The organism is Enterococcus sp. AMC2644 (assembly GCF_058216475.1).
The window spans coordinates 2,053,930-2,074,038 of the sequence record NZ_CM177095.1 but is presented as its reverse complement, the minus strand read 5'-3'; the positions used below and the strand labels follow the sequence as shown (position 1 = coordinate 2,074,038).

General features: G+C 37.5%; 14 protein-coding genes and 2 pseudogenes. 2 read left to right on the top strand and 14 right to left on the bottom strand.

The window, feature by feature from the left end; translation table 11 throughout:
- Nucleotides 1–56 precede the first annotated feature (56 nt).
- The 7 genes and pseudogenes from AC4BC5_RS10015 to licT all read right to left on the bottom strand — a co-directional run bounded on the left by AC4BC5_RS10015 (nt 57) and on the right by licT (nt 11,278).
- A complete protein-coding gene (locus AC4BC5_RS10015) occupies nt 57–3,224 on the bottom strand; it encodes a DEAD/DEAH box helicase (RefSeq protein WP_490495257.1) in 3,168 nt (1,055 codons plus the stop codon).
- Nucleotides 3,225–3,242: 18 nt separating this feature from the next.
- Nucleotides 3,243–3,842 (bottom strand): annotated as a pseudogene (locus AC4BC5_RS10010) (SbcC/MukB-like Walker B domain-containing protein); the annotation flags it as partial.
- Nucleotides 3,843–4,763: 921 nt separating this feature from the next.
- A pseudogene (locus AC4BC5_RS10005) lies at nt 4,764–6,335 on the bottom strand (AAA family ATPase); the annotation flags it as partial.
- A gap of 1 nt (nt 6,336) precedes the next feature.
- Nucleotides 6,337–7,461: an exonuclease SbcCD subunit D gene (locus AC4BC5_RS10000; RefSeq protein WP_490495256.1), complete on the bottom strand. Its 1,125-nt coding sequence runs from the start codon at nt 7,459–7,461 to the stop codon at nt 6,337–6,339.
- Nucleotides 7,462–7,563: 102 nt separating this feature from the next.
- Entirely contained in the window at nt 7,564–8,184 is a 621-nt protein-coding gene (locus AC4BC5_RS09995) for a lysophospholipid acyltransferase family protein (protein ID WP_490495255.1), read from the bottom strand.
- A gap of 236 nt (nt 8,185–8,420) precedes the next feature.
- Nucleotides 8,421–10,298, bottom strand: coding sequence for a beta-glucoside-specific PTS transporter subunit IIABC (locus tag AC4BC5_RS09990; protein ID WP_490495254.1), 1,878 nt, complete (start codon nt 10,296–10,298; stop codon nt 8,421–8,423).
- A gap of 143 nt (nt 10,299–10,441) precedes the next feature.
- On the bottom strand, nt 10,442–11,278 hold the full coding sequence (gene licT / locus AC4BC5_RS09985; RefSeq protein WP_490495253.1) for a BglG family transcription antiterminator LicT: 837 nt from the start codon (nt 11,276–11,278) through the stop codon (nt 10,442–10,444).
- 224 nt (nt 11,279–11,502) lie between these two features.
- On the opposite strand from licT, the gene AC4BC5_RS09980 reads away from it, so the two are divergent.
- Together AC4BC5_RS09980 and AC4BC5_RS09975 are read left to right on the top strand one after the other, a co-directional pair.
- On the top strand, nt 11,503–12,240 hold the full coding sequence (locus AC4BC5_RS09980; protein ID WP_490495252.1) for a tRNA1(Val) (adenine(37)-N6)-methyltransferase: 738 nt from the start codon (nt 11,503–11,505) through the stop codon (nt 12,238–12,240).
- Complete coding sequence (locus tag AC4BC5_RS09975) at nt 12,230–12,532, top strand: GIY-YIG nuclease family protein (protein WP_490495251.1); 303 nt, start codon at nt 12,230–12,232, stop codon at nt 12,530–12,532. The genes AC4BC5_RS09980 and AC4BC5_RS09975 overlap by 11 nt, the downstream gene beginning before the upstream one ends.
- 79 nt (nt 12,533–12,611) lie before the next feature.
- Here AC4BC5_RS09975 and AC4BC5_RS09970 read toward each other — a convergent pair whose 3' ends face one another.
- The 7 genes from AC4BC5_RS09970 to AC4BC5_RS09940 all read right to left on the bottom strand — a co-directional run bounded on the left by AC4BC5_RS09970 (nt 12,612) and on the right by AC4BC5_RS09940 (nt 20,099).
- Nucleotides 12,612–12,971: a hypothetical protein gene (locus AC4BC5_RS09970; protein WP_490495250.1), complete on the bottom strand. Its 360-nt coding sequence runs from the start codon at nt 12,969–12,971 to the stop codon at nt 12,612–12,614.
- A gap of 11 nt (nt 12,972–12,982) precedes the next feature.
- Nucleotides 12,983–13,891 (bottom strand): phosphodiester glycosidase family protein, encoded by a 909-nt coding sequence (locus AC4BC5_RS09965; RefSeq protein ID WP_490495249.1) that lies wholly within the window; start codon nt 13,889–13,891, stop codon nt 12,983–12,985.
- A 13-nt stretch (nt 13,892–13,904) separates the two neighbouring features.
- Nucleotides 13,905–14,939: a GtrA family protein gene (locus AC4BC5_RS09960; RefSeq protein ID WP_490495248.1), complete on the bottom strand. Its 1,035-nt coding sequence runs from the start codon at nt 14,937–14,939 to the stop codon at nt 13,905–13,907.
- Nucleotides 14,940–15,195: 256 nt separating this feature from the next.
- A complete protein-coding gene (locus AC4BC5_RS09955; RefSeq protein ID WP_490495247.1) occupies nt 15,196–16,389 on the bottom strand; it encodes a chloride channel protein in 1,194 nt (397 codons plus the stop codon).
- Nucleotides 16,390–16,448: 59 nt separating this feature from the next.
- Complete coding sequence (gene efp, locus AC4BC5_RS09950) at nt 16,449–17,012, bottom strand: elongation factor P (RefSeq protein WP_490495246.1); 564 nt, start codon at nt 17,010–17,012, stop codon at nt 16,449–16,451.
- 124 nt (nt 17,013–17,136) lie between these two features.
- Nucleotides 17,137–18,954 carry an LTA synthase family protein gene (locus AC4BC5_RS09945; RefSeq protein WP_490495245.1) on the bottom strand — a complete coding sequence of 606 codons (1,818 nt, stop codon included), beginning with the start codon at nt 18,952–18,954 and terminating at the stop codon, nt 17,137–17,139.
- A gap of 215 nt (nt 18,955–19,169) precedes the next feature.
- The gene (locus AC4BC5_RS09940) at nt 19,170–20,099 is read right to left on the bottom strand and encodes a 3-oxoacyl-[acyl-carrier-protein] synthase III C-terminal domain-containing protein (protein ID WP_490495244.1); all 930 of its coding nucleotides are present in this window, start codon (nt 20,097–20,099) and stop codon (nt 19,170–19,172) included.
- Between the last annotated feature and the right edge of the window lie 10 nt (nt 20,100–20,109).

Below are 20,109 nucleotides of genomic sequence, written 5' to 3'. Positions count from 1 at the left end.
TTTTGCTAGAAAGTAAAAAACACACCAAAATGAGCGTGTCATTTTGGTGTGTTTGTTTATTCTTCGCCAACACTTAAAATTAAGCGAATATCATCTTCAGTCATTTGTTGAAGTTGTGTTTCATTTCCTTGAATAACACGCTGGAATAGTTCGCGTTTTTCTTGCTGTAAAGAGTTCATTCGTTCTTCAATCGTTCCTTCAGCAATCATGCGCCAAACTTCAACCACACGTTTTTGTCCGATGCGATGCGCACGTCCAGCTGCTTGTTCCTCAACTGCTGGGTTCCACCATAGATCATACAAAATAACTGTGTCCGCACCAGTTAAATTCAATCCGGTTCCTCCAGCTTTTAAGGAAATCAAGAAGACATCTTTTTCACCTTCATTGAAGGCATCCACCATTTCAATTCGTTCTTTTGGCGGCGTACTGCCTCTCAAATAAAATGTTTCTAACCCTAATTCATTTAATTCCTCTTCAATAATCGATAACATGCTAGTAAATTGTGAGAACAATAACACCCGACGATTATTTTCTTTGGCAGCCTGAATCAAGTCTTTGACCTGCTCAAGTTTTCCTGAGCCACCTGCGTAGTCTTCAATAAATAATTTCGGATCACAGCAGATTTGGCGCAGACGTGTTAAGCCTGCAAGAATGCTAATTCGATTTTTCTTAAATGTTGCGGAATCCATACTTGAAATTTCTTCGCGCATTTGGCGTAAATAAGCCAAATAAACTGTTTTTTGCTCTTCAGTTAATGCACTGTAATAGTTTGTTTCAATTTTTTCCGGCAAATCTTTTAACACTGTTCGCTTATCCCGACGTAAGATAAAGGGTTGAATCATCCCAGCAATTTGCTCCGTAGATAATTCTCGGTAACGCTGTTTACTTGGGAAAAATCCCGGCATAATCATTTGGAATAGCGCCCATAATTCTTCTAAATTATTTTCAATCGGAGTACCACTCAAAGCAAAGCGATGGTCAACTTTTAATGAACGTAAAGCTTGAGCCGTTTTAGTGCTACTATTTTTAACCATTTGAGCTTCATCTAAAATCAAATAGCCTATCTCACGTTTGCGATATTGCTCAACGTCTTGACGTAAACTGGCATAAGACGTAATCCAAATATCGGCTTGTTGATTCATAATGTGTTCCCGCTCATCTTTATTCCCACTGACCACAATTGTTCGCAACGTAGGCGCAAACTTCTTAATTTCTTGATACCAGTTATACGTCAAACTCGCTGGTGCTACAATTAATACTTGAATGGTTTGATGTTCTTCTTTTTCTGATAGCAAATAACTAATCGTTTGTAACGTTTTCCCTAGCCCCATCTCATCTGCTAAAATTCCACCAAATTGATAGTGACTTAACATTTTTAACCATCGGAAACCAGCAACTTGATATTCACGAAGCTCTGCTTGTAAATTTTGTGGTAGCTCTGTATTGTAAGCTTCTGGATGTGTCAAATCCACTACCATTTTGTCAAAGCCTTCACTGAAATGTGCCCGATCAGCCAACTGCTGCTGAAGCTGTAAACCTTGGTTAAGAGGAATTTTGGCAACCCCTTTTTCCGTTTGGATATTTTCACGTAATTGCGCTAAAATTCGACTAGTCTCTTGAAATTCTTCTGAATCTAATGCTAAAATTTGTCCATTTTCCATGGTATAAAATTGGTCGCTACGCAACAAACTTTGTAACACTTCATCAATTTCATTTTGAGCGATTCCTGAAATATCAAAACTTACATCTAACCAAGAGCCTGCTTCCCGCACCTCAATCTGTGGTTGGAATTTGCGACCATCTAGATAACGTTCTCGTAGTTTTTTTCCCATACGAATATCACCTGATTGACGTAAAAAGGACAACTCACGAGTGAAGAAGCGATAAAGGGCTTCCCCTTCTGGTAATGGTTTTTGCCAACCAGTTTTCGTTCGTTCGAAATCTAAACTTTTTGCTAGTAGTTCAATGCGTTGCTCTTGTTTATAATCACGTAAGACTTCGGCATGATTGTCAGGAACAACTTGATGGGCTTCGTCAGTGGAGTAGACCACATCCCCATAAACATAATCGGCCCGCATATCAATATTCCCTTGACGTTTTTTCAGATAGAAAATAACGTGTAACTTCTCATCACTAATATAATTATAAACCTCTTCTGAAATATGCACTTCACCAATTTTACGTAAGAAAGGTAACACTTGTTTAAAGAGAATGGATAATTCATGCTTTGGATAAGCAATCACTGGGTTTTCCAACCGTTTTAGTAATTGTTCCATCGTTAAATAAATATCAAAATCTTTGACGCTTAAAGCATACACTTGTCCATTCACAATGCCCCAACCATAATATTTATAAACAAGATCAAAATCTTGTTCAATACGTAATTCAAATTGTTCTTCCACGCGTGCTAACGAAAAACGCAACGGTTGCTGCTCATCGGTAAAGTGTAACAGGCGAAGCTTCTCCTGTTCCGTTTGTAGTAAAAATGGAAATTCTATCATTTGTTCAACTAATTCACGGGCTGATTCAACAGGTAATAAAAGATATTTTTTATCAAGTTTCCCTTTCACTTGAATGCCTGCTTGCCCCATTAATTGTTGTGTTTGTGATAAGTGAGAAAGACGCATTAAAAATTCATTGGTTGCTTCATCAAATGCCTGATGTGCGAGCGAAAAACTATTTTGCTTATTCGCCACATACAATTTTTCCTCATCATATACTTGTAAAAATTTATAAATATTTTTAACAACGTAACTTCGACCATTGCGTTCACCAATTTTTAAAGAAATACCTAAAACATCTAATTCATAGCGATACGGATTGGTCGGCAAACTATCTAATTGGCATTCAATTGCAAGTGGCTGCGTTTTTCGTTCTGGTTCATTTGCTAGACGATGAAAGCCATTCGAAAACATAACAGAAGGTGAAAAAGCTTCGATTTTTTGGACCTCACTTTTAGGAATCATTCGTGTTTTTCCTTCTTTACGCAAATAAAGCTCAACGGCCACTGTATGTTTGCAATAACGATGCTCTTCCCAATATGGACATTGACAATAGTCTTCTTCTTTAGCACTCGTATCAAGATCCACTCGATACAATTCACTACCTAAAACTTCTGCATGCCATACTTGATTTTCTGGATCAGGAGTTACCGATAATACCCGCCCATCATTTAGATAGGTTCTTGCTTTTTCGATGATTTTTTCTGGAATACTCCATTTCATATCATTTATTCCTCCCCGCTACACCACTTGACTCTTAATATGGCTTTGACCGCTGCCATTCGCTTGGACAATTAATTGCTGCTGAATGCGATCTTTTAATTCTCTGACGTGACTGATAATTCCAATCATTCGTCCTTCATTTTCAATAATTTCTAAAGCTTCCATCGCCATTTCCAGCGATTCTTCATCCAATGAACCAAATCCTTCATCAATGAAAAGTGCTTCAATGGCAATTCCCCCCGCACGGTTTTGAATTACATCAGCTAACGATAATGCTAAAGCTAGAGCAGCAATAAAACTTTCGCCACCTGATAAGGTATGTGCACGTCGACTCATACCAGCATTATCATCATAAATATTAATTTCTAAACCGGTTGAACTACGGTAACTGCCTTTTTTATCTGCTAATAAAAATTGATAGCGACCTCTTGTCAACTTGTTAAGTCGTTGATTCGCAACTGCTAAAATCTCTGCTAAGAATGATTGTAACACATAACGTTCAATACTAATTTTTTCAGGATTATCACCATTTAACGTTTGAGCTAACTGCTGAAGTTGCGTCATTTCGGTTAATTGCTCTGACGATTGTTGCGCTAATACTTGTAATTCTTCCAACAATTGGCGATTATTTTGTAAGATTCCCTTGTGTTGGACACTTTGTGTTTGGAAAGCTGCTAATTCTTGTTCAGCTTCTTCATATTGGGCTTCTAAGTCAGTTATATTGGGTTGCTTGTCAACAATCAGAGCGGCTAAATCATGCAAACGACTTTTGATTACTGTCATCTCTTGATTATAAGACGACCATTTTTCTTGCAAGCTTGGCAAAGTAGCCATTTCTTCACAGGCTAAGCGCATCGCTTCTTCTGAATCAAATACACCTGCAGCCAAAGCTTGTTGTAATTTTTGTTCTTGTTCGCGCTCTTTCGTAACAATCGTTTGGAGTTGTTTTGTTTGTTGTTGGTATCGTTCATTTAAGCTAATGAATTCCTCATTCAGTTTGCTACCTTGCAGCTGGTGAGTTGTTAAACGCTCTTGACAAGTGGCTTCTTGATGTTGCCATTCAGCTATTTTCGCCATCAATTCCGTCTGTGTTTGGTCGTTTACTTGTTTTTGCAGAGTTTGAATCTCAAGTGAAATAGGTTGTAAGGTTTGTTCAAGTGTTTGAAATTCCTGAGTGACTACCTGATGCTTTTCTGCTAGCTCACTTAACTGTTTTTCAATCCTTTGTTGCTCAGTAACCTTCTGATTCAAGGTGTCTATTTGTTGATCAAGGTCCTTACAGAAAACCAATAATCGTTCACTTGGATTGGCAATCTTCTCATTTAAAAGTTTTTCCATTTCTTGATGAAGTACCGTACAACTATTTTGGCTTTTGACCTTTTGTTCCTCTAATTCCTTTTGCTTTTCTTGCAAGGTTTGTTGCTTATACCTCATTGTCTGATGTTCGTCTTCTTTTGCTCGTAGCAGCTGCGTCGTTTTTTCAAATATACGCTCGCTTGCTTTAAGCTCCTTTTCAGATAGCGGCGTTTCTTCATGAATGTGCTCTGTTGAACCACAAACAGGGCAAGGCTCCCCATCAACTAGTAACAATTGTAAACGCGCAATTTGTAGTTTGGCGTAATCACTTTGATGTTGCTTAAACAACTCACCGAGTTCTGCGATTGCTTTTTCAAGAACGACTAATGCTGCTTGATTATTTTGGATTGCTTGTTCATTCTCTTGCGCTTGTTGCTTGATAGTAGCTAATTGTTGTTGTTCCTCTTCCCAGCGCTTGACTTTATCCTTGAATTGAACAAGTTGAAGCTCTTTTGCTTGCAAAGCCTCTTTTTCTGCTGAAATAGTCAAATCACGGGCTGCCTCAAGACAATTTTGTTGTTCTTGATAGTCACTCACCTGCACTTGTAGTTCTGCTAGGTCTTGCTGGTAAGTGCGTTCTTCTCCTTGTAACTGTTCAATTCTTTTTGCTAAGGGCAACAAACTTTCTAATTGTTGAATTGTTTTTTGTTGCATCACTACTTGTTCTTGTAACTGATTCATTGTCGCTTGTTCAGTTTTCCAATCATCCTTGGCTTGTTTATTCACACTTAACGCAGCGGTCAGCTCTACCAACTGCGCATCAATTGTCGTATGTTCTTTTCGAGATTCTTCTAAGTTGTGTAATAAATTGACATGTTTATCCACCCAAGATAAGCGATCAATGGTCGCTTTTACTGTTTGCATTTCGGCATTTTGTGTATCTAATGCGGTCAGTCTATCCGTTAATTCAGTTTGTTCATTAAATAACTTTAACTGTTCTTGCCCTGTATATAAGGCCGTTTCTGCTTGTTTTTTTTTGCCTTTAGCTAGTTCAAAAGCTTCGTCTAATTTTTTTTGACGTTCGACTAATTGCGCAATATCAGCTTGCCAATCATCCACAGTTTCTTGCACGGAAACGAAAGCTTTCTTTTCTTCTACCCATTGGAAACGTGGGACTAAAGCCTCTATTTGATGTTGTTTTTTACTTAATGATTGATCCATAGCCTTTTGCTTTTGTCGAAGCCAATCATTGAGACGTTGATACAATTCGGTACCAAATAAATTGCGTAACAATTTTTCTTTTTCATTACTAGAAGCAATTAAAAAATTACGAAACTCTCCTTGGGGCAATAAGATAATTTGGAAAAATTGTTTTGCATCGACATTCAACAAATCTTTGATAAACTGATCGACCTCAGTACGTTTGGTATACTGTTTCTGTTCTTCCATTTGCCCATTATAAATCGTTAAACGAACCTTGGCTGTTTGTTTTTTCGTACCCTCACCACGTTTTTTCTGAACTTCTTGTTCAGGTGAGCGGGCAATTTCATAAAAGAAGCCTTGATGTTCAAAACAAAAAGTCACACAGGTTTCTTCTTCTGGCGTGGCAAACATCGAACGCATTTCTTTTCCTGAACGGAGTTGTCCTGAAGTTTCACCAAATAAAGCAAACGTCATACCATCAAAAATTGTAGTCTTCCCGGCACCAGTTTTTCCACTAATTAAAAAGAGACCTGCCTCTTGAAAATCGCCAAAATCCACTGACTCATGAATAAATGGTCCAAAATTTTTCATTGTTAATGTTCGCGGCTGCATGTTAGTCCCTCTTTTCTGTATCTAATGCTGTTTGTAATCCTTCTGCTAACCATTTGACTTGCTTTTCAGTCAACGCATCCCCCGTAATTTCTTCAAAAAAATTGGTAATGATTTGTTGGGGATTTTGTTCACGTTGCCGTTCATGAAATGGTTGTGATGTTTCACGACCATTCAAACGTTCGACGCTTAAAATATACGGATAGACCTCTCGTAATTGATTCATCATATTAGGAATCACCGACCGATCAGTTAACGAAATTTGCCAAAATTGCTCGCGATTGACGTTTTGATAAAAAGTTGGTTGTAATAGTTCATCAAATGAAGCTTCCATCTGCTGGATATCACGTAATGGCTGTAATTTATGAAACTCCGGTGTTTTTTCATCGGTATCGACAAGCCAAACGCCTTTTTCATCATTAATTTCCGATAAAGAAAACTTTAATGGTGATCCACTATAGCGAACCTTCTCTTTTTTCAAAGCATTTTTTGAATGCAAGTGCCCTAAGGCAACATAATCAAATACCTCTAGCAATTCATAGGGAACACTGTTTAAGCCCCCTACTTGAATGGGTGTTTCTGAGTCTGTTCGTAAACCACCAGCAATGAAAAAATGCGTAACTAAAACATGTTTCTTCTGATCATCAAATGCTGTCACCATCTCAGTAATCACTCGTTCCATAGCTGCTTGAATCGTTGTCAGCTGTTCATCCTCAAAATATAAACGAGCAGCAATCGGCTCAAAATAAGGTAAAAGGAAAAATTGGGTGTCCGCCATTTCAATAGGATGAAAAGCTTCACTCAATTGCGTATGCAAATAAAAATCAGTTTGTTTAAACCAGGGAACACCTGTTGCTAAACGTCCACTCGAATCATGATTCCCTGAAATAGCTAAAATTGGAATTTTCTTCTCAAGATTGATTTCGATTAATTTTTGATTGAGCATTTCAACGGCTTCCACACTAGGAACAGAACGATCATACAAATCACCAGCAATAACAATGGCATCCACCGCTTCTATTGTGGCTATATGTATGATTTTTTCAATACTATCCCGTTGGTCTGCTAATAAATCATAGCCATGAAGTTTTTTGCCAATATGCCAATCGGCTGTATGTAAAAATCGCACGCATTTCACCTCTTAAAAATGTTCTTCTCATTATTATAACACTTTCTGCGCTTTGTCTCTAAAGAAAAAAGCATCTCAGCAAAAGCCAAGATGCCTAGTGATTTATTTGTTTGGTTCGTAATGAAAATTTGGATTAACTTCTTTGTCTAACTGATCAAACGCGGCTTGAATACGACGCTCCACTTCGGCTAATCCTTCATCGTTCATCTTTTTGATGTCGCTTAAATCAATCGGTTCCCCAAAACGAACGGTTACACGCTTACGCTTAAATAAGTCTTTTAATGTCAGTGGTCCCTGATAAATAGAGGGAACAACACGAACTTTAGCCATCTTAGCAATCACTGCCATACCACCTTTTAAAGCAGTCGAATGTCTCGTTCCACTTGGAAACATAATTAAGCTTAAATCAGTATCTTTCAAAATTTTGACAGGTGTTTTAATCGCACTCGGCCCTGGTTTATCACGTTTCACAGCAAATGCATTGGCTTTCACCAAAATAAAGCGTAAAATCGGATTTTTAAATAATTCTTCTTTTGCCATAAAAGCAAATTTTTTAGGTCGGGCTGCCACCGCCAAATACAAAGGATCCCACCAAGTACGGTGTGGTGCAACTAAAATATAATTTTCATCGTTGGGTAGTAACTCTCTTTGCTCATAGCGAGCATTCCCATTTACGATAAATAAAATGACGCGTACAACGCCACGCATAAATGTAAAAAACATACGCTCGTTCCTTTCATACTCATTAAATGTAGTATGCAGAAAAAAAACGCTGTTGACAAGTTTTTTCTACTTTCTAATAAATACAATATTTTTTTACATGTTCATTCTACAAAATTTCTAGCAACAAAATAAAGAATAAGTTCGTTTTCTATCCCTATCATTATGACAATTATTTTGTTTCTTAATAAATGAAAAAAAATAATTTCAGACATTGCTGCCTGAAATTATTCTTTTGTTTAATTAGGAACAATGGTTAAGAAATCTTCACCTGATAAAATTTCTGTTTGATCCATATCTAAGACATCTAAATAGTCACTTGTATTAGTAACAACAACTGGTGTAATAATTGGTAAGCCCGCTGCTTTAATTTTTTCAATATCAAATGAAACTAATAGCTCGCCTTGTTTAACAAAATCCCCTTGTTTAACAGCAGTTTCAAAACCTTCACCATCCAGACTCACTGTATCCATCCCGATGTGCATTAAAATTTCTGCACCGTCAGTCGTTGTTAAACCGACTGCATGACCTGTTGGAAATAATGTCGTAATCGTTCCATCTGCTGGAGCAAATAGTTTCCCAACAATCGGTTCAATCGCAACACCTTTTCCTAATGTACCTGAAGCAAAAACTGGATCTGGAACTTCTGATAAAGGAACGATTTTCCCTTCTAAAGGACTAACTAATACTATACGTTCTTTAGCTTTCTTTTCAGTTGTTACTGGTGCTTTAGGTTTTGCAATTGCTGCTTCGACTGGATCATCAAAACGAAGAATATACGTTAGAATGAAGGCTAATACGAAAGCACCGGCCGTACCAATTGCAGCTGCAATCATTCCTGACATATCTTTTGTATCTTGAGGAATAAATCCTGGTAAACTCAAAACGCTGACTAAACCAAATGTATAGTTTGATACATTACTAAAACCGATAAAAGCCCCACCAATTGCTCCTGAAATACAAGCGGCGATAAATGGTTTTTTCAATGGAAGGGTAACCCCATATACAGTTGGTTCGGTAATGCCAAAAAGAGCGGTAATCGTTGAAGAAAGTGCTAATCCTTTTAGTTTGACACTCTTTGTGATAAAGAAGACAGCTAATGCAGCGCCACCTTGTGCTAAGACTGCGGGTAGTAACATAGGAACCATCGTCTCAAAACCAGCTTGACCTAAGTTTACCATCATAATTGGCACAAAGCCCCAATGCATACCGAACATCACAAAGACTTGCCATAAGCCACCCATAACAGCTCCAGCAACAAGTGGACTAAAGTTATAGATACCATTATAAGCAGAACCTAACCAGTCACCAACAATTGTACCTAAAGGACCAATGACAATAAATGTCACCGGTGCCATAATTAGAAAAACCAATAATGGTACCACAATAATTTGTAAGAAACCAGGAACAACTTTCTTGAAAAAGCGTTCGACATAACTTTGAACATAAACCGCTAAAATAATTGGAATCACAGATGACGTATAGCCACTTAAGCCTAAAATAACTGGGATGCCAAAGAAGGAAATACTTTCACCAGCACCTGCTAAAGCGGTAATTGAAGGATGAACCAATGCCATCGCTAAAGCCATCGCTAAAAATGGACTCGTTTTAAATTTATTCGCTGCTGTCACTGCTAGAAGGATTGGTAAATAAGTAAATAACCCATCGGCAATTGAGAACAAAATAACATAAACGCCAGATTCAGCTGAAAGCCAGTTTAGCGTCACCGCCAATGTCAAGAAGCCTTTTAGGACCCCAGCTCCGGCCATCGCTCCTAGAAAAGGTGTAAAAATAGACGAAATAATGTCAACAAATTGATTAAAAATATTCCCTTTTTTTCTATCTGATTTAGCGACCTCATCCCCACCAAAATTAGCTAGTGAGGTTAATGCTTGGTAGACATCACTCACATGACTTCCAATAACAACTTGATATTGTCCACCACTTTGCACAACTTGAATGACATCATTGTCTTGTTTTAAACGCTCTGTATCAGCCTTTCCTTCATCATTTAAAACAAAACGTAGACGAGTTGCACAATGAACCACACTTTCCACATTTTCTTTACCGCCAACAGCCTCCAAGACGCGAGCAGCAATTTCACTATTTTTACTCATTTTCTTTCGCTCCTTTATCTATATTTTTCTATGCAAAAAAACCTAGACTGAAAAAAGAGTACGAAAAATAGTCATTTTCGATCTCTATTTTCAATCTAGGTTTTGCCTGTCTGCCAGTAACAATCCTATATGATTGAATGTTTTTATTTATCTGATACAACACGTTCGATATGAATCGTCAAATAAATCATTTCTGATTGGCCTAATGGTTTCCCATAAGTCTTAATTAAATAGTCATTAATTCGTTGAACCGTTTGAAATGCTTTTGGATATTTCGATTGTACTAAAGCAAATAAAAATTCATCTTGTTCATCTGATAGCTCATCATTTAAATAACGTTGGGCAAAATATTGTAAATGTGTCACGATGCGATGATAGTTCAATGATTGCGTATCTAGTGTTTTTCCAAAATAACGAGTAATAATCGTTAAAATATCGCGAACGATTTCTGTCATTTTCATAGTTGTCTGCATATTGTCATTGCCCTGATGACTATTAACAATATGAAAGGCAACAAAACCTGCTTCTGTTTCAGGCAACCGGACACCTAAATCTTTTTCAACTAGACTCAACGCTTTTTGAGCAGCCGCAAACTCTTTTGGATAAAACCTTTGCGTCTCCAATAAAAGCGGGTTTGGCATTTCAATTCCTTCTTTTGATCGAACAAGCGCATAATGAATATGGTCTGTCAGCGTTATATAAATATTAGTCGAAAACTCTATATTTAAATCGGCTTCAATCATATCCACTATTTTTTTGACCGTATCAATTTCATCACTAGGAATATCTGAAAACAGTTGCTGCATTTGATGCCCTGTAAAAGAATCTTTTAATATAAATTCTTTCTGAACAAATGCCGGATCGATTTCATCTCCAACCTTCTTCTTAAAAGCTAACCCTCGGCCCATTAGAATTATTTCTTCACCGGCCTCATTGCTAGAAAGAACAACATTATTATTCAAAATTTTATTAATAATCATGGTAACCTCTCTTTATACAATAAAAAAAAACCTAGAATCCCCCAACAACATTTGGTTCGTTCTGGTTTTGCCTGCCGTGCAGTAACAATCCGTATTACAAAAATGATAGTAACATAAGACTTAGAGAATTGCAATTAAAAATGCAAACCTTTTCAATATATTTTTATATTCAGTAAAATAGCGTATAATAAACTCATTATTTTTATTATAAAGGAGTCCCTTGTATGTATTTAAACGAAGGCGAACGAGTTGATCAATTATACGCAGATGCTATTCAAATTATTCAAAGTACCAACGTTTTTTCTTTTTCACTTGATGCCGTCCTGTTAGCTAATTTTCCAGCCATCCCCAAGCGAGGAAAAATAGTTGACTTGTGTGCGGGAAATGGTGCCGTTGGTTTGTTTGTTAGTCGTAAAACAAACGCCCAAATTTATCAAATTGAATTACAGGAAAAATTAGCTGATATGGCCAAGCGTAGTATTCAATTAAATCAACTTGAGGAACAAATGACTGTCTATACTATGGATTTAAAAGAATCATTAACTAAAATCAAAGGAGACTCAGTGGATTTATTGTTATGCAATCCACCGTATTTCAAAAATATTGAGACAGGAATTAAAAATCCTAATCCCCATTTAGCAATTGCTCGGCATGAAATTCATACAAATTTAGATGAGGTTATTGCTATCTCAAGTCGACTATTAAAAACAAACGGACGAATTGCCATGGTTCATCGACCAGATCGTTTCCTCGATATTATCGAAAGCATGCGTCGGCATCGCATTGCTCCCAAGCGCATTCAGTTCGTTTATCCTAAAGAAGGAAAAGAAGCCAATATTTTACTAATTGAAGGGATTAAAGATGGGAAATTAGACGGCTTTAAAGTATCCCCACCTCTGATTACTTATGACCAAGCCGGCAACTATAATCCCGAAACAAGGAAAATGTTATATGGCGAATAAACATTATTTTTATGTCTTAGAATGTAAGGATCAGACATTTTATGGTGGTTATACAACTGATTTAGCACGACGTTTGGCAGAACACAATAGCGGAACAGGCGCCAAATACACACGCTTAGCCAAGCGACGACCCTTGCACATGATTCACGCTGAAAGCTTTGATTCGCGTAGTGAGGCAACGAAAGCCGAAGCAGCCTTTAAAAAGTTGTCACGAAAACAAAAAGAAATTTATCTTAAAAACAACCAGTCACTTTCTGTTCTAGACGAAAAAAGTGTGCCTTCGTTTTATTGAAGACACACTTTTTATGTTACGGTTCTTTTGGGCAACAGCATCCAACATAAACCAAACGCAAACATCACCAATAATAACATTAGACACGCCTTCTTTCTGTTTGTTTTTTGAAAATTGGTATAAATCCAAGAATAATTAATAAGAAACTAACCATAAAATAAAAGACAATATACGGAGAGTCGCTTCCGGCAATATCTAATATCCCTTGTAAGATGAAACCATTTATTAAGACTACTATTCCGGCATGGTATAAAAAAGCTAATTTGAGAGGACTGACCCTTGCCACAATTAGCCAGATTATTAGCCCTGCAATCGGAACTAACCAAACATAGCGTAAATTTGGTGAAACAACACCATGACTAAATTGATGATACACAACTTGAAAAATAACTAAGAAAATGCTACTTATTACATAACGAATGATGGTTTTTAGAGCCATTGATTTTCCTCCTATTCATAACCAAAATACACAATATCGCTAACAGAACGTTCCGAGCTTCCTTGACCACCCACGGGCGTGTTGACAACCTGGCCATTGAAGTACAAAGTCGTTGAACCGCCCCCATCTAAGTTATAGGCTGTTGTCGCACCGGCTTGTTGGAATACTTCAGCTAATTGATATAAACTCAAGCCTTCACTCTCATCCGTGCGACCATCTGAGACCACTAACACATAATGATTTTTACCAATTTGTCCAATGGCAGTTCTGGGATTACTCCCCATCGACTGCCCTACTTCAGCAGCAGTATCTACTACAATTTCACTGTTTTCAATTAAAGCTGGACCAAATGATAAAACCTGTTGAACACCACTAGCTAATAATTCTTGTGCCGATACTTGCCCTTCATCAATAATTGATAGATCGCCATTGTCATCAATGACTAAATCTGCTTGTCCATCCACGCCACTTTCACGGTATAAATTGCCATTGCGCAAGACGTATCCGCTACTTCTAAACCCATAAAAATCACCATTAATCGCTAAAATCGCCTTCTTTTCTTCGGCAATCGTCGAAGTTGCTTCCTTAATATTGCGACCATACGTATTTTGTGCCAAAGCGGTCTTCAAATAACTGGGATCAGATACTTGAATATCCACTACATAGACAGTTGTATTATTAACAACTTGCTCCTCAATCGTAAGTTGAATGTTTTCATCAGAATAACTTGTTTCAGTAATAATTGGCTCCGTTGTTTCAATCGTTTCAGTCGTTTGGTTTGTCGGCGTTGACTCACTCGCAATCACCGTTTCGGCTTGGGGTAAAACGAATGCCTTTAATAACACATAACTGTCAGCACTTATCAAAAGAAAAATAAATATGCTGACGACGACCATTTTTTTCTTAAACCATCGCTTCATCTCATGTCCTCCTTTAATTTGCAAAAATCATGCGTCGTTGAATGATAAAACTAGCAATAAATAGACAACTGTCAACCAGAATCTTGCTAATAAATACCGACGAGAGCATCGTATTAAACCATGAAACACCTAACCAGCTAAGAAGCAATTGTGTCAAAAATAGGATGCCATATTTCCAAAACGATTGACGCATACTACGCTGCGAACGAAAAACTACCGTGCGATTAATTTGGTAATTATAAAAACCAGATAAAATTCGGGCAAACGATGTCGCAAAAAGTAATGCGCCAGCTGATTCTCCAACAACTAAACTTAATAGGAGAAACAATGCTAAATCAACGATTGAAGACGAGAGCGATGCAAACAAAAAAGTCACCAGGGGTTGATAAATCAAGAAGGAGTCCTGAATCACTCGAAAATGTGAGCCTTGATTATTTTCTTCATAAACTGTGGTAATTGGGATGGTGGCTAATCGATACCCTTTATGAGGTAGTTCTAATAGCTGGTTCATTTCATATTCGAACCGTTCCCCTGAAATCACCAACAACTCAGGAATATCATGCAACGAAAACTTTCGTAAACCTGTTTGCGTATCTGTTAACCAAATACCTGTTGATAAATAATACATACACGTTGTCATGCGATTACCTAACCAGCTACGTAAAGGTGTTTGCTTCAAATTAAACTGACGTGTACCTAATAAAAGCTCCCCAGAAATCGGGAGATATTGAGCAATCATTTGCTGAATATCAGCTAGCGAATGCTGGCCATCGCTATCGGCTGTCACTACCCAACGTGCGGAGGGATAGTGGTCCATAATATAAGTCATCCCATGTTTCAATGCATAACCTTTTCCATGATTCTCTGAATAGGACAAGACCGTAATGCCTAATGTTTGCATTTCTTCAAATAAGAAATGATACTTTTCACCACTTCCATCATCAACAACAACAATCGGAACAGTACTAGCTTCAGTTAACACTCGCAGAAAAGCGAGTGTCTGTTCATCCGGTTGATAACTTGGAATCAATAAGACGGTTTCTTTCATCGGTAACTCCTCCATTCAATGTAGTGATACCTTTGATTATACAAAGTTACCTTAAAGTCACCTTAAACCAAAAAGAGCATGTGACCTAAGAAAAAATAAGACGAAAATAACCAAACAACATAGCATGAGTTGCGCCAAATCAATCTTCTATTGTTCGGATATTTGTCAATTTCCTAATATCACAAGCTGCCGCTTCATTTTTTGATGAAAGCAAAAAAATTGAGGCCTTTGCATAAAATGCAAAAGCCCCAATCTATTAGCCTATTTTTTGATTGCCATAAATACTCCGATTCCCATTACAGATAAAAGCAATGCCACAAACAATTAAAAAGTAGGGCAAATAATTAAAACCAAATACTTCGCCACCAATTAACATCGGTGCAAGTAACGTATTTGTGGCACTGCCAAAAACACTAGCATAGCCCAACGCTGCAGCTAAAACCACAGGAATACCCAAAACAGGTGCTAGAATAACTCCAAGTGAAGCACCAATTGCAAAAAGAGGAGTGACTTCGCCACCTTGAAAACCTGCACTCACGGTAAGTACCGTGAAGATTAATTTCAACAGCCAGTCATAGACTTCAATATTTCCGCCATTAAAGCTAAAGCTGATGAGGTTTGTACCTAGTCCTGAATAACGACCTTGGAAAAAGAGCACGAATAAAATACTTAAAAGAATTCCTACAATCCCAATACGACGAACCGCATTCGGAATATGTTTTACTAAAAAGCCTTTCATCCATTTTAAACTACCTGAAAATGCCCATCCACTAAAACCAAACGCAATGCCTAAAATGATTAACTTAAGTGCAAACCAAACATCAAAGGTGATTGGTACATCTAAGACAACCGAAAACTTCTCTAATCCTAAAAATGCAGACGTATTACTTGCGACAAAAGCAGCAATTAAAGTTGGTAACAACGCATCATAACGCAATTTTCCAATCACTAAGACTTCCATCGCAAAAAAGCTAGCAGCAATAGGTGTTTGAAATAAACCAGCAAAACCCGCTGCCATCCCAATAACGATAAACTGACTAGCATCGACGCCTTTGATTCCCTTGCCTAGCCAATGAGCAATCGTTGCGCCGACTTGAACAGCTACGCCTTCACGCCCAGCACTTCCACCAAATAAATGCGTCAACCACGTTCCGACAATAACAAAGGGCGTTAAACGTTTCGGAATGAGTTTTTCTTCATTGTGGCCTACTTGAAAAATCAATCCCATGCCTTGCGAGCTATTTTTACCATAATTTAAAAATAAATAAACAAACAACATACCCACAGGCGCTAAAAAAGGAATCAGATAAAGAAAATGTGCTTCACGAAATTCAGTTAAAAGCAGTAACACTTTTCCAAAAAGTGTATCCACCCCACCAACAATTAACCCAATAAAAATACTCAATAAACTAATGATGGCTACTTCTTGTTTTTTACTAGTAATTTCCATGTTTCCCCTCCTAACAAAGAAAACGTTAAGCAGTTTTCACTACTTAACGTTTATTTGTCTTATTTACCAGCACGTTTTAAGTAAGTACCTTCTGCTGTATTGATTTCTAATAATTCGCCTGCTTCAACGAAGTCTGGCACGTTTACAACTAAACCAGTTTCCATTGTCGCTGGTTTACCAGAACCAGTCACTGTCGCACCTTTAATAGATGGTTGTGTTTCTTCCACACGTAAAACAACTGTGTTTGGCAATTGAATACCGATTACTTCTGAACCGAAGAATTGGATTTTAACTTCCATATTTTCCAAAATATATTTCATTTCTTCCGCAACTACATCAGTTGGGATTTCATATTGATCGTATGTTTCTAGATCCATGAAGTATGCTGTATCTTCCATTGTATATAGATATTGTACTGTTTTTGTATCAATATGTGCTTTTTCAAACTTTTCGTCAGGACGGAAAGTTGTATCGTAAGTTGCACCAGTACGTACGTCTCTTAGTTTCATACGCATTACTGTATTCCCTTTACCAGGTTTGTGGTGGCTTTGATCCAATACTTTAATTAATTTACCATCTTGTACAAAAGTCATACCAGCTCTCAAATCACTTGCTGCAATCATGTTTTAACGTCTCCTTTGTTCTTAAAATCGTCCTCTACCATTTTAGCAGAAGCCTATCAAATAAGCTAGCATTGTTGATTAAATAACGAAAAAACTCATCTTGCTATTTACAAGATGAGCTCTTTTATTCTGACTCAGTCGTTACTTCATTCATAATTAATTTTTCGTCATAGAATTTTGAACGTTTCATCAGTTCAGATTCAAACGTATCGTAACCTAATTTTTCGATAATCGTTGGTTCTTTAGAAAATAAATTTGTCCCTAAACCTAAGCGATTGCCCGAAATTTTCACGCCAAGTGCAGATAACGTTGTTGGGAACATATCCATCGCACTAAATTGACGATTTTGATTATTCACAGTTTTTTTATTGGTATTCAAGAAGAGATTGAACACACTTCGCTGATACTCTGGATCTAAGTCATCAAAGAAGTCACTATCCATCGTTAAATGATCGCCACATAAAATGACCGTCGTATTTTCATAGAAAGGCTGTTCTTTCATCCAAGATAAAAATGCCATTAATTGACGATCGGATTCATGAATGACATTGCTGTATTGATCACCAAACAAATCCGGCGTGTCCTCTGTTGCATACCCATCCTCAAAATGTGTATCCGCAGTCAACATCGTAAAGTTAAAGGGTTCGTCTTTGGCAGATAACTCACCTAACGTATCTTTGGCAAAATCAAAGAGTTTATTATCTTCATAGCCCCACCAAACGTAATAGTCTTCGGGAATTAATCCTTGTTCAATAGCCCAATGATAGTCTCGAATATCATACTCTCCGTGTTGTTGGAAATATTTGTCACGTCCAGCAAATTCCGCTTTTGATCCGATTAACAAGGTTTGATTGTAGCCTTCTTTATCTAAAATCTCACCTAATGAATATGCGCCCGGAAAATATTCGGCACTGTTGGAACCTGAACCATCCGATAAACCAAAGCTAGCAGATGGTCGTAAAGGCACGCCTGAAGTTTGTGCAACCATAGAACTTGCTGTTTGATTGGCACCAGGTACTTGTAGCATACCGCCACCGACTTGATTGGTATTTGAAAAATGAATACCTGCTGATTCAGATAATGTAGATAAATTCGGCAACAAATTGGATTCTTGACTACCACCTAAGTCGGTTGACATATAACTGCTTTCCATTGATTCTAAGAAAATATACACTAAATTTCGTTTTTTCTTCGGAAATTTCAGTTCAACCTCTTTAGGATCAACATAATAGTTTTCATAAATCTCCGTATTCTCAAAATAATAGGCTTTAATATCCGCATAGCCAATTTCTTTTGCACTCATCGAAATACCAAAAACTAAACCTAACAGGCCTAACATCCAGACCAAACGCGTTGATAATACGCGGCGACTAATTGCCTTTCGTCCAAATTGAACAGTGCATGTCATGAAGAGATACATTAATGAGGTTAATGGCGTACTCCACAAGACGGCTTCTAATAATGGTTGTAAGATGAACGCTTGAATTTGTCCTGGATCACTGCCTTTTAACGGTTGCGTCATCGCAAAAACAATCTGATCAAATCGCATGTTTCCGATACCATTCATTGCCCAACGACTACTTGAATAGGCCAATGCGCCACTAAAAATTAACGTCGCAGACAATAAAAAAGCCACCCAATTCTTACGGGTTAACGTATAAGTCTTCTTAATTCGTTTTGAACGTAGCAAATAAAAAAAATAGCCCATGACACTAATAAGACAAAGAACTGTTGTTCCGACAATAATAGCACTCGCAGGCAAGCCAGTTAGGGGAAGAAAGACATTCACCCAGTCCCAAGAAATACTTGCTCGATTATAGAAGAAAAAAATTGATGACAAATAAATAAATGCTACATAGAGACCGCTTAAGCGACGTGCTTTTTTCGTTGCGGGAGCATATTTAACAACAAATACGCATAAAAGAATCAATCCAATCAGCATGTAAGATCCTCCTTTGATTATTCTGTTGCCATCCATTATAGCATAGGCATGAGATTCGTAGCATTGTTGTAACGTAAATTTAAAATTAAAAATTACAAAGGTTGATTAGATAGGTATAGTTATTAAGAAAGTTAAAACTTTGACGATAGTTGATTGCAATCAAATGCATAAAAAATAAAAAACTTTGACTCTCGTAAGACTCAAAGTTTTTATTTTTATACTTTCAATGCCAGCATATTGGTTGTTAAGCCAGCTGCTGTTCCTAACAACACCACTGTATCCCCGGCTTTTATTCGTTTGTCTTCCAATGCTTTACAAAAACTAAAAGGAATCGAAACAGAGACCATATTGCCATAAGCTGTTACTAAATCCATATACTGATCAGCTTGAATGCCAATTTTTTTCATCAACAAAGGCATGGCTCGACTTGCTTGATGTGGAATAACTTGATCAATATCCGTTAAAGCTAAGCCGCTTTTTTCCAAAAATTCTTGAAACATTGGTGGTAATTTTTTGATTGTTAACGCCAAAATTTGTTTTCCTTGCATATCAAACATATACTCTGCTTTCGTTGCTTCTGTATAGTGTTTAGGATGGTAATTGGTTAAACCACCACGAATTTCTGTCGCATGAGCACCTTCTGACCAAGTTCTTTGAAGACTATAAATCACGCCTTTATCTGCGGATGTTTGACGAACAATCATTGCCGCAGCACCATCACTAAACAACTCATAACTTTCTTTTTGATTAGGATTTAGTCCCAAAGAACCCGTTTCACTAGCAACGATTAATACCGTTTGATAGCGTTCGGCTTCAATTAAATAAGAAACCATATCTAAGGCTGTCACAAAACTCGTACAAGTCGTATTGATATCCATCGCTGGAATGTCTAGTCCTTGCGCAATCTGTTCATGAATCAATGCGGCAGTACAAGGAATCGGTTGAATTCCCACTGCACTTGCTGCCACAATGCAGTCGATGTCATTCATTCGACAGTTGGCTTTTTTTAATGCACGTTTACTTGCCTCAACTGCTAAGCTCAATTGTGTTTCTTCTCCAGAAATCCGATAACGTATCTGCTCGTCAAAATGGACAGTTTGCTTTGGTAAACTCGTGCCATACCCGATAATTTCCACATGATTCATCTCTTCACCT

Coding starts and splice junctions, on each gene's coding strand:
- AC4BC5_RS09965 (WP_490495249.1), bottom strand. CDS start 13,891: ATGAAGCGATGGTTTAAGAAAAAAATGGTCGTCGTCAGCATATTTATT.
- AC4BC5_RS09955 (WP_490495247.1), bottom strand. CDS start 16,389: ATGGAAATTACTAGTAAAAAACAAGAAGTAGCCATCATTAGTTTATTG.
- AC4BC5_RS09995 (WP_490495255.1), bottom strand. CDS start 8,184: ATGTTTTTTACATTTATGCGTGGCGTTGTACGCGTCATTTTATTTATC.
- AC4BC5_RS09980 (WP_490495252.1), top strand. CDS start 11,503: ATGTATTTAAACGAAGGCGAACGAGTTGATCAATTATACGCAGATGCT.
- AC4BC5_RS09945 (WP_490495245.1), bottom strand. CDS start 18,954: ATGCTGATTGGATTGATTCTTTTATGCGTATTTGTTGTTAAATATGCT.
- AC4BC5_RS09970 (WP_490495250.1), bottom strand. CDS start 12,971: ATGGCTCTAAAAACCATCATTCGTTATGTAATAAGTAGCATTTTCTTA.
- AC4BC5_RS09975 (WP_490495251.1), top strand. CDS start 12,230: ATGGCGAATAAACATTATTTTTATGTCTTAGAATGTAAGGATCAGACA.
- efp (WP_490495246.1), bottom strand. CDS start 17,012: ATGATTGCAGCAAGTGATTTGAGAGCTGGTATGACTTTTGTACAAGAT.
- AC4BC5_RS09960 (WP_490495248.1), bottom strand. CDS start 14,939: ATGAAAGAAACCGTCTTATTGATTCCAAGTTATCAACCGGATGAACAG.
- AC4BC5_RS09940 (WP_490495244.1), bottom strand. CDS start 20,099: ATGAATCATGTGGAAATTATCGGGTATGGCACGAGTTTACCAAAGCAA.
- licT (WP_490495253.1), bottom strand. CDS start 11,278: ATGATTATTAATAAAATTTTGAATAATAATGTTGTTCTTTCTAGCAAT.
- AC4BC5_RS09990 (WP_490495254.1), bottom strand. CDS start 10,298: ATGAGTAAAAATAGTGAAATTGCTGCTCGCGTCTTGGAGGCTGTTGGC.
- AC4BC5_RS10015 (WP_490495257.1), bottom strand. CDS start 3,224: ATGAAATGGAGTATTCCAGAAAAAATCATCGAAAAAGCAAGAACCTAT.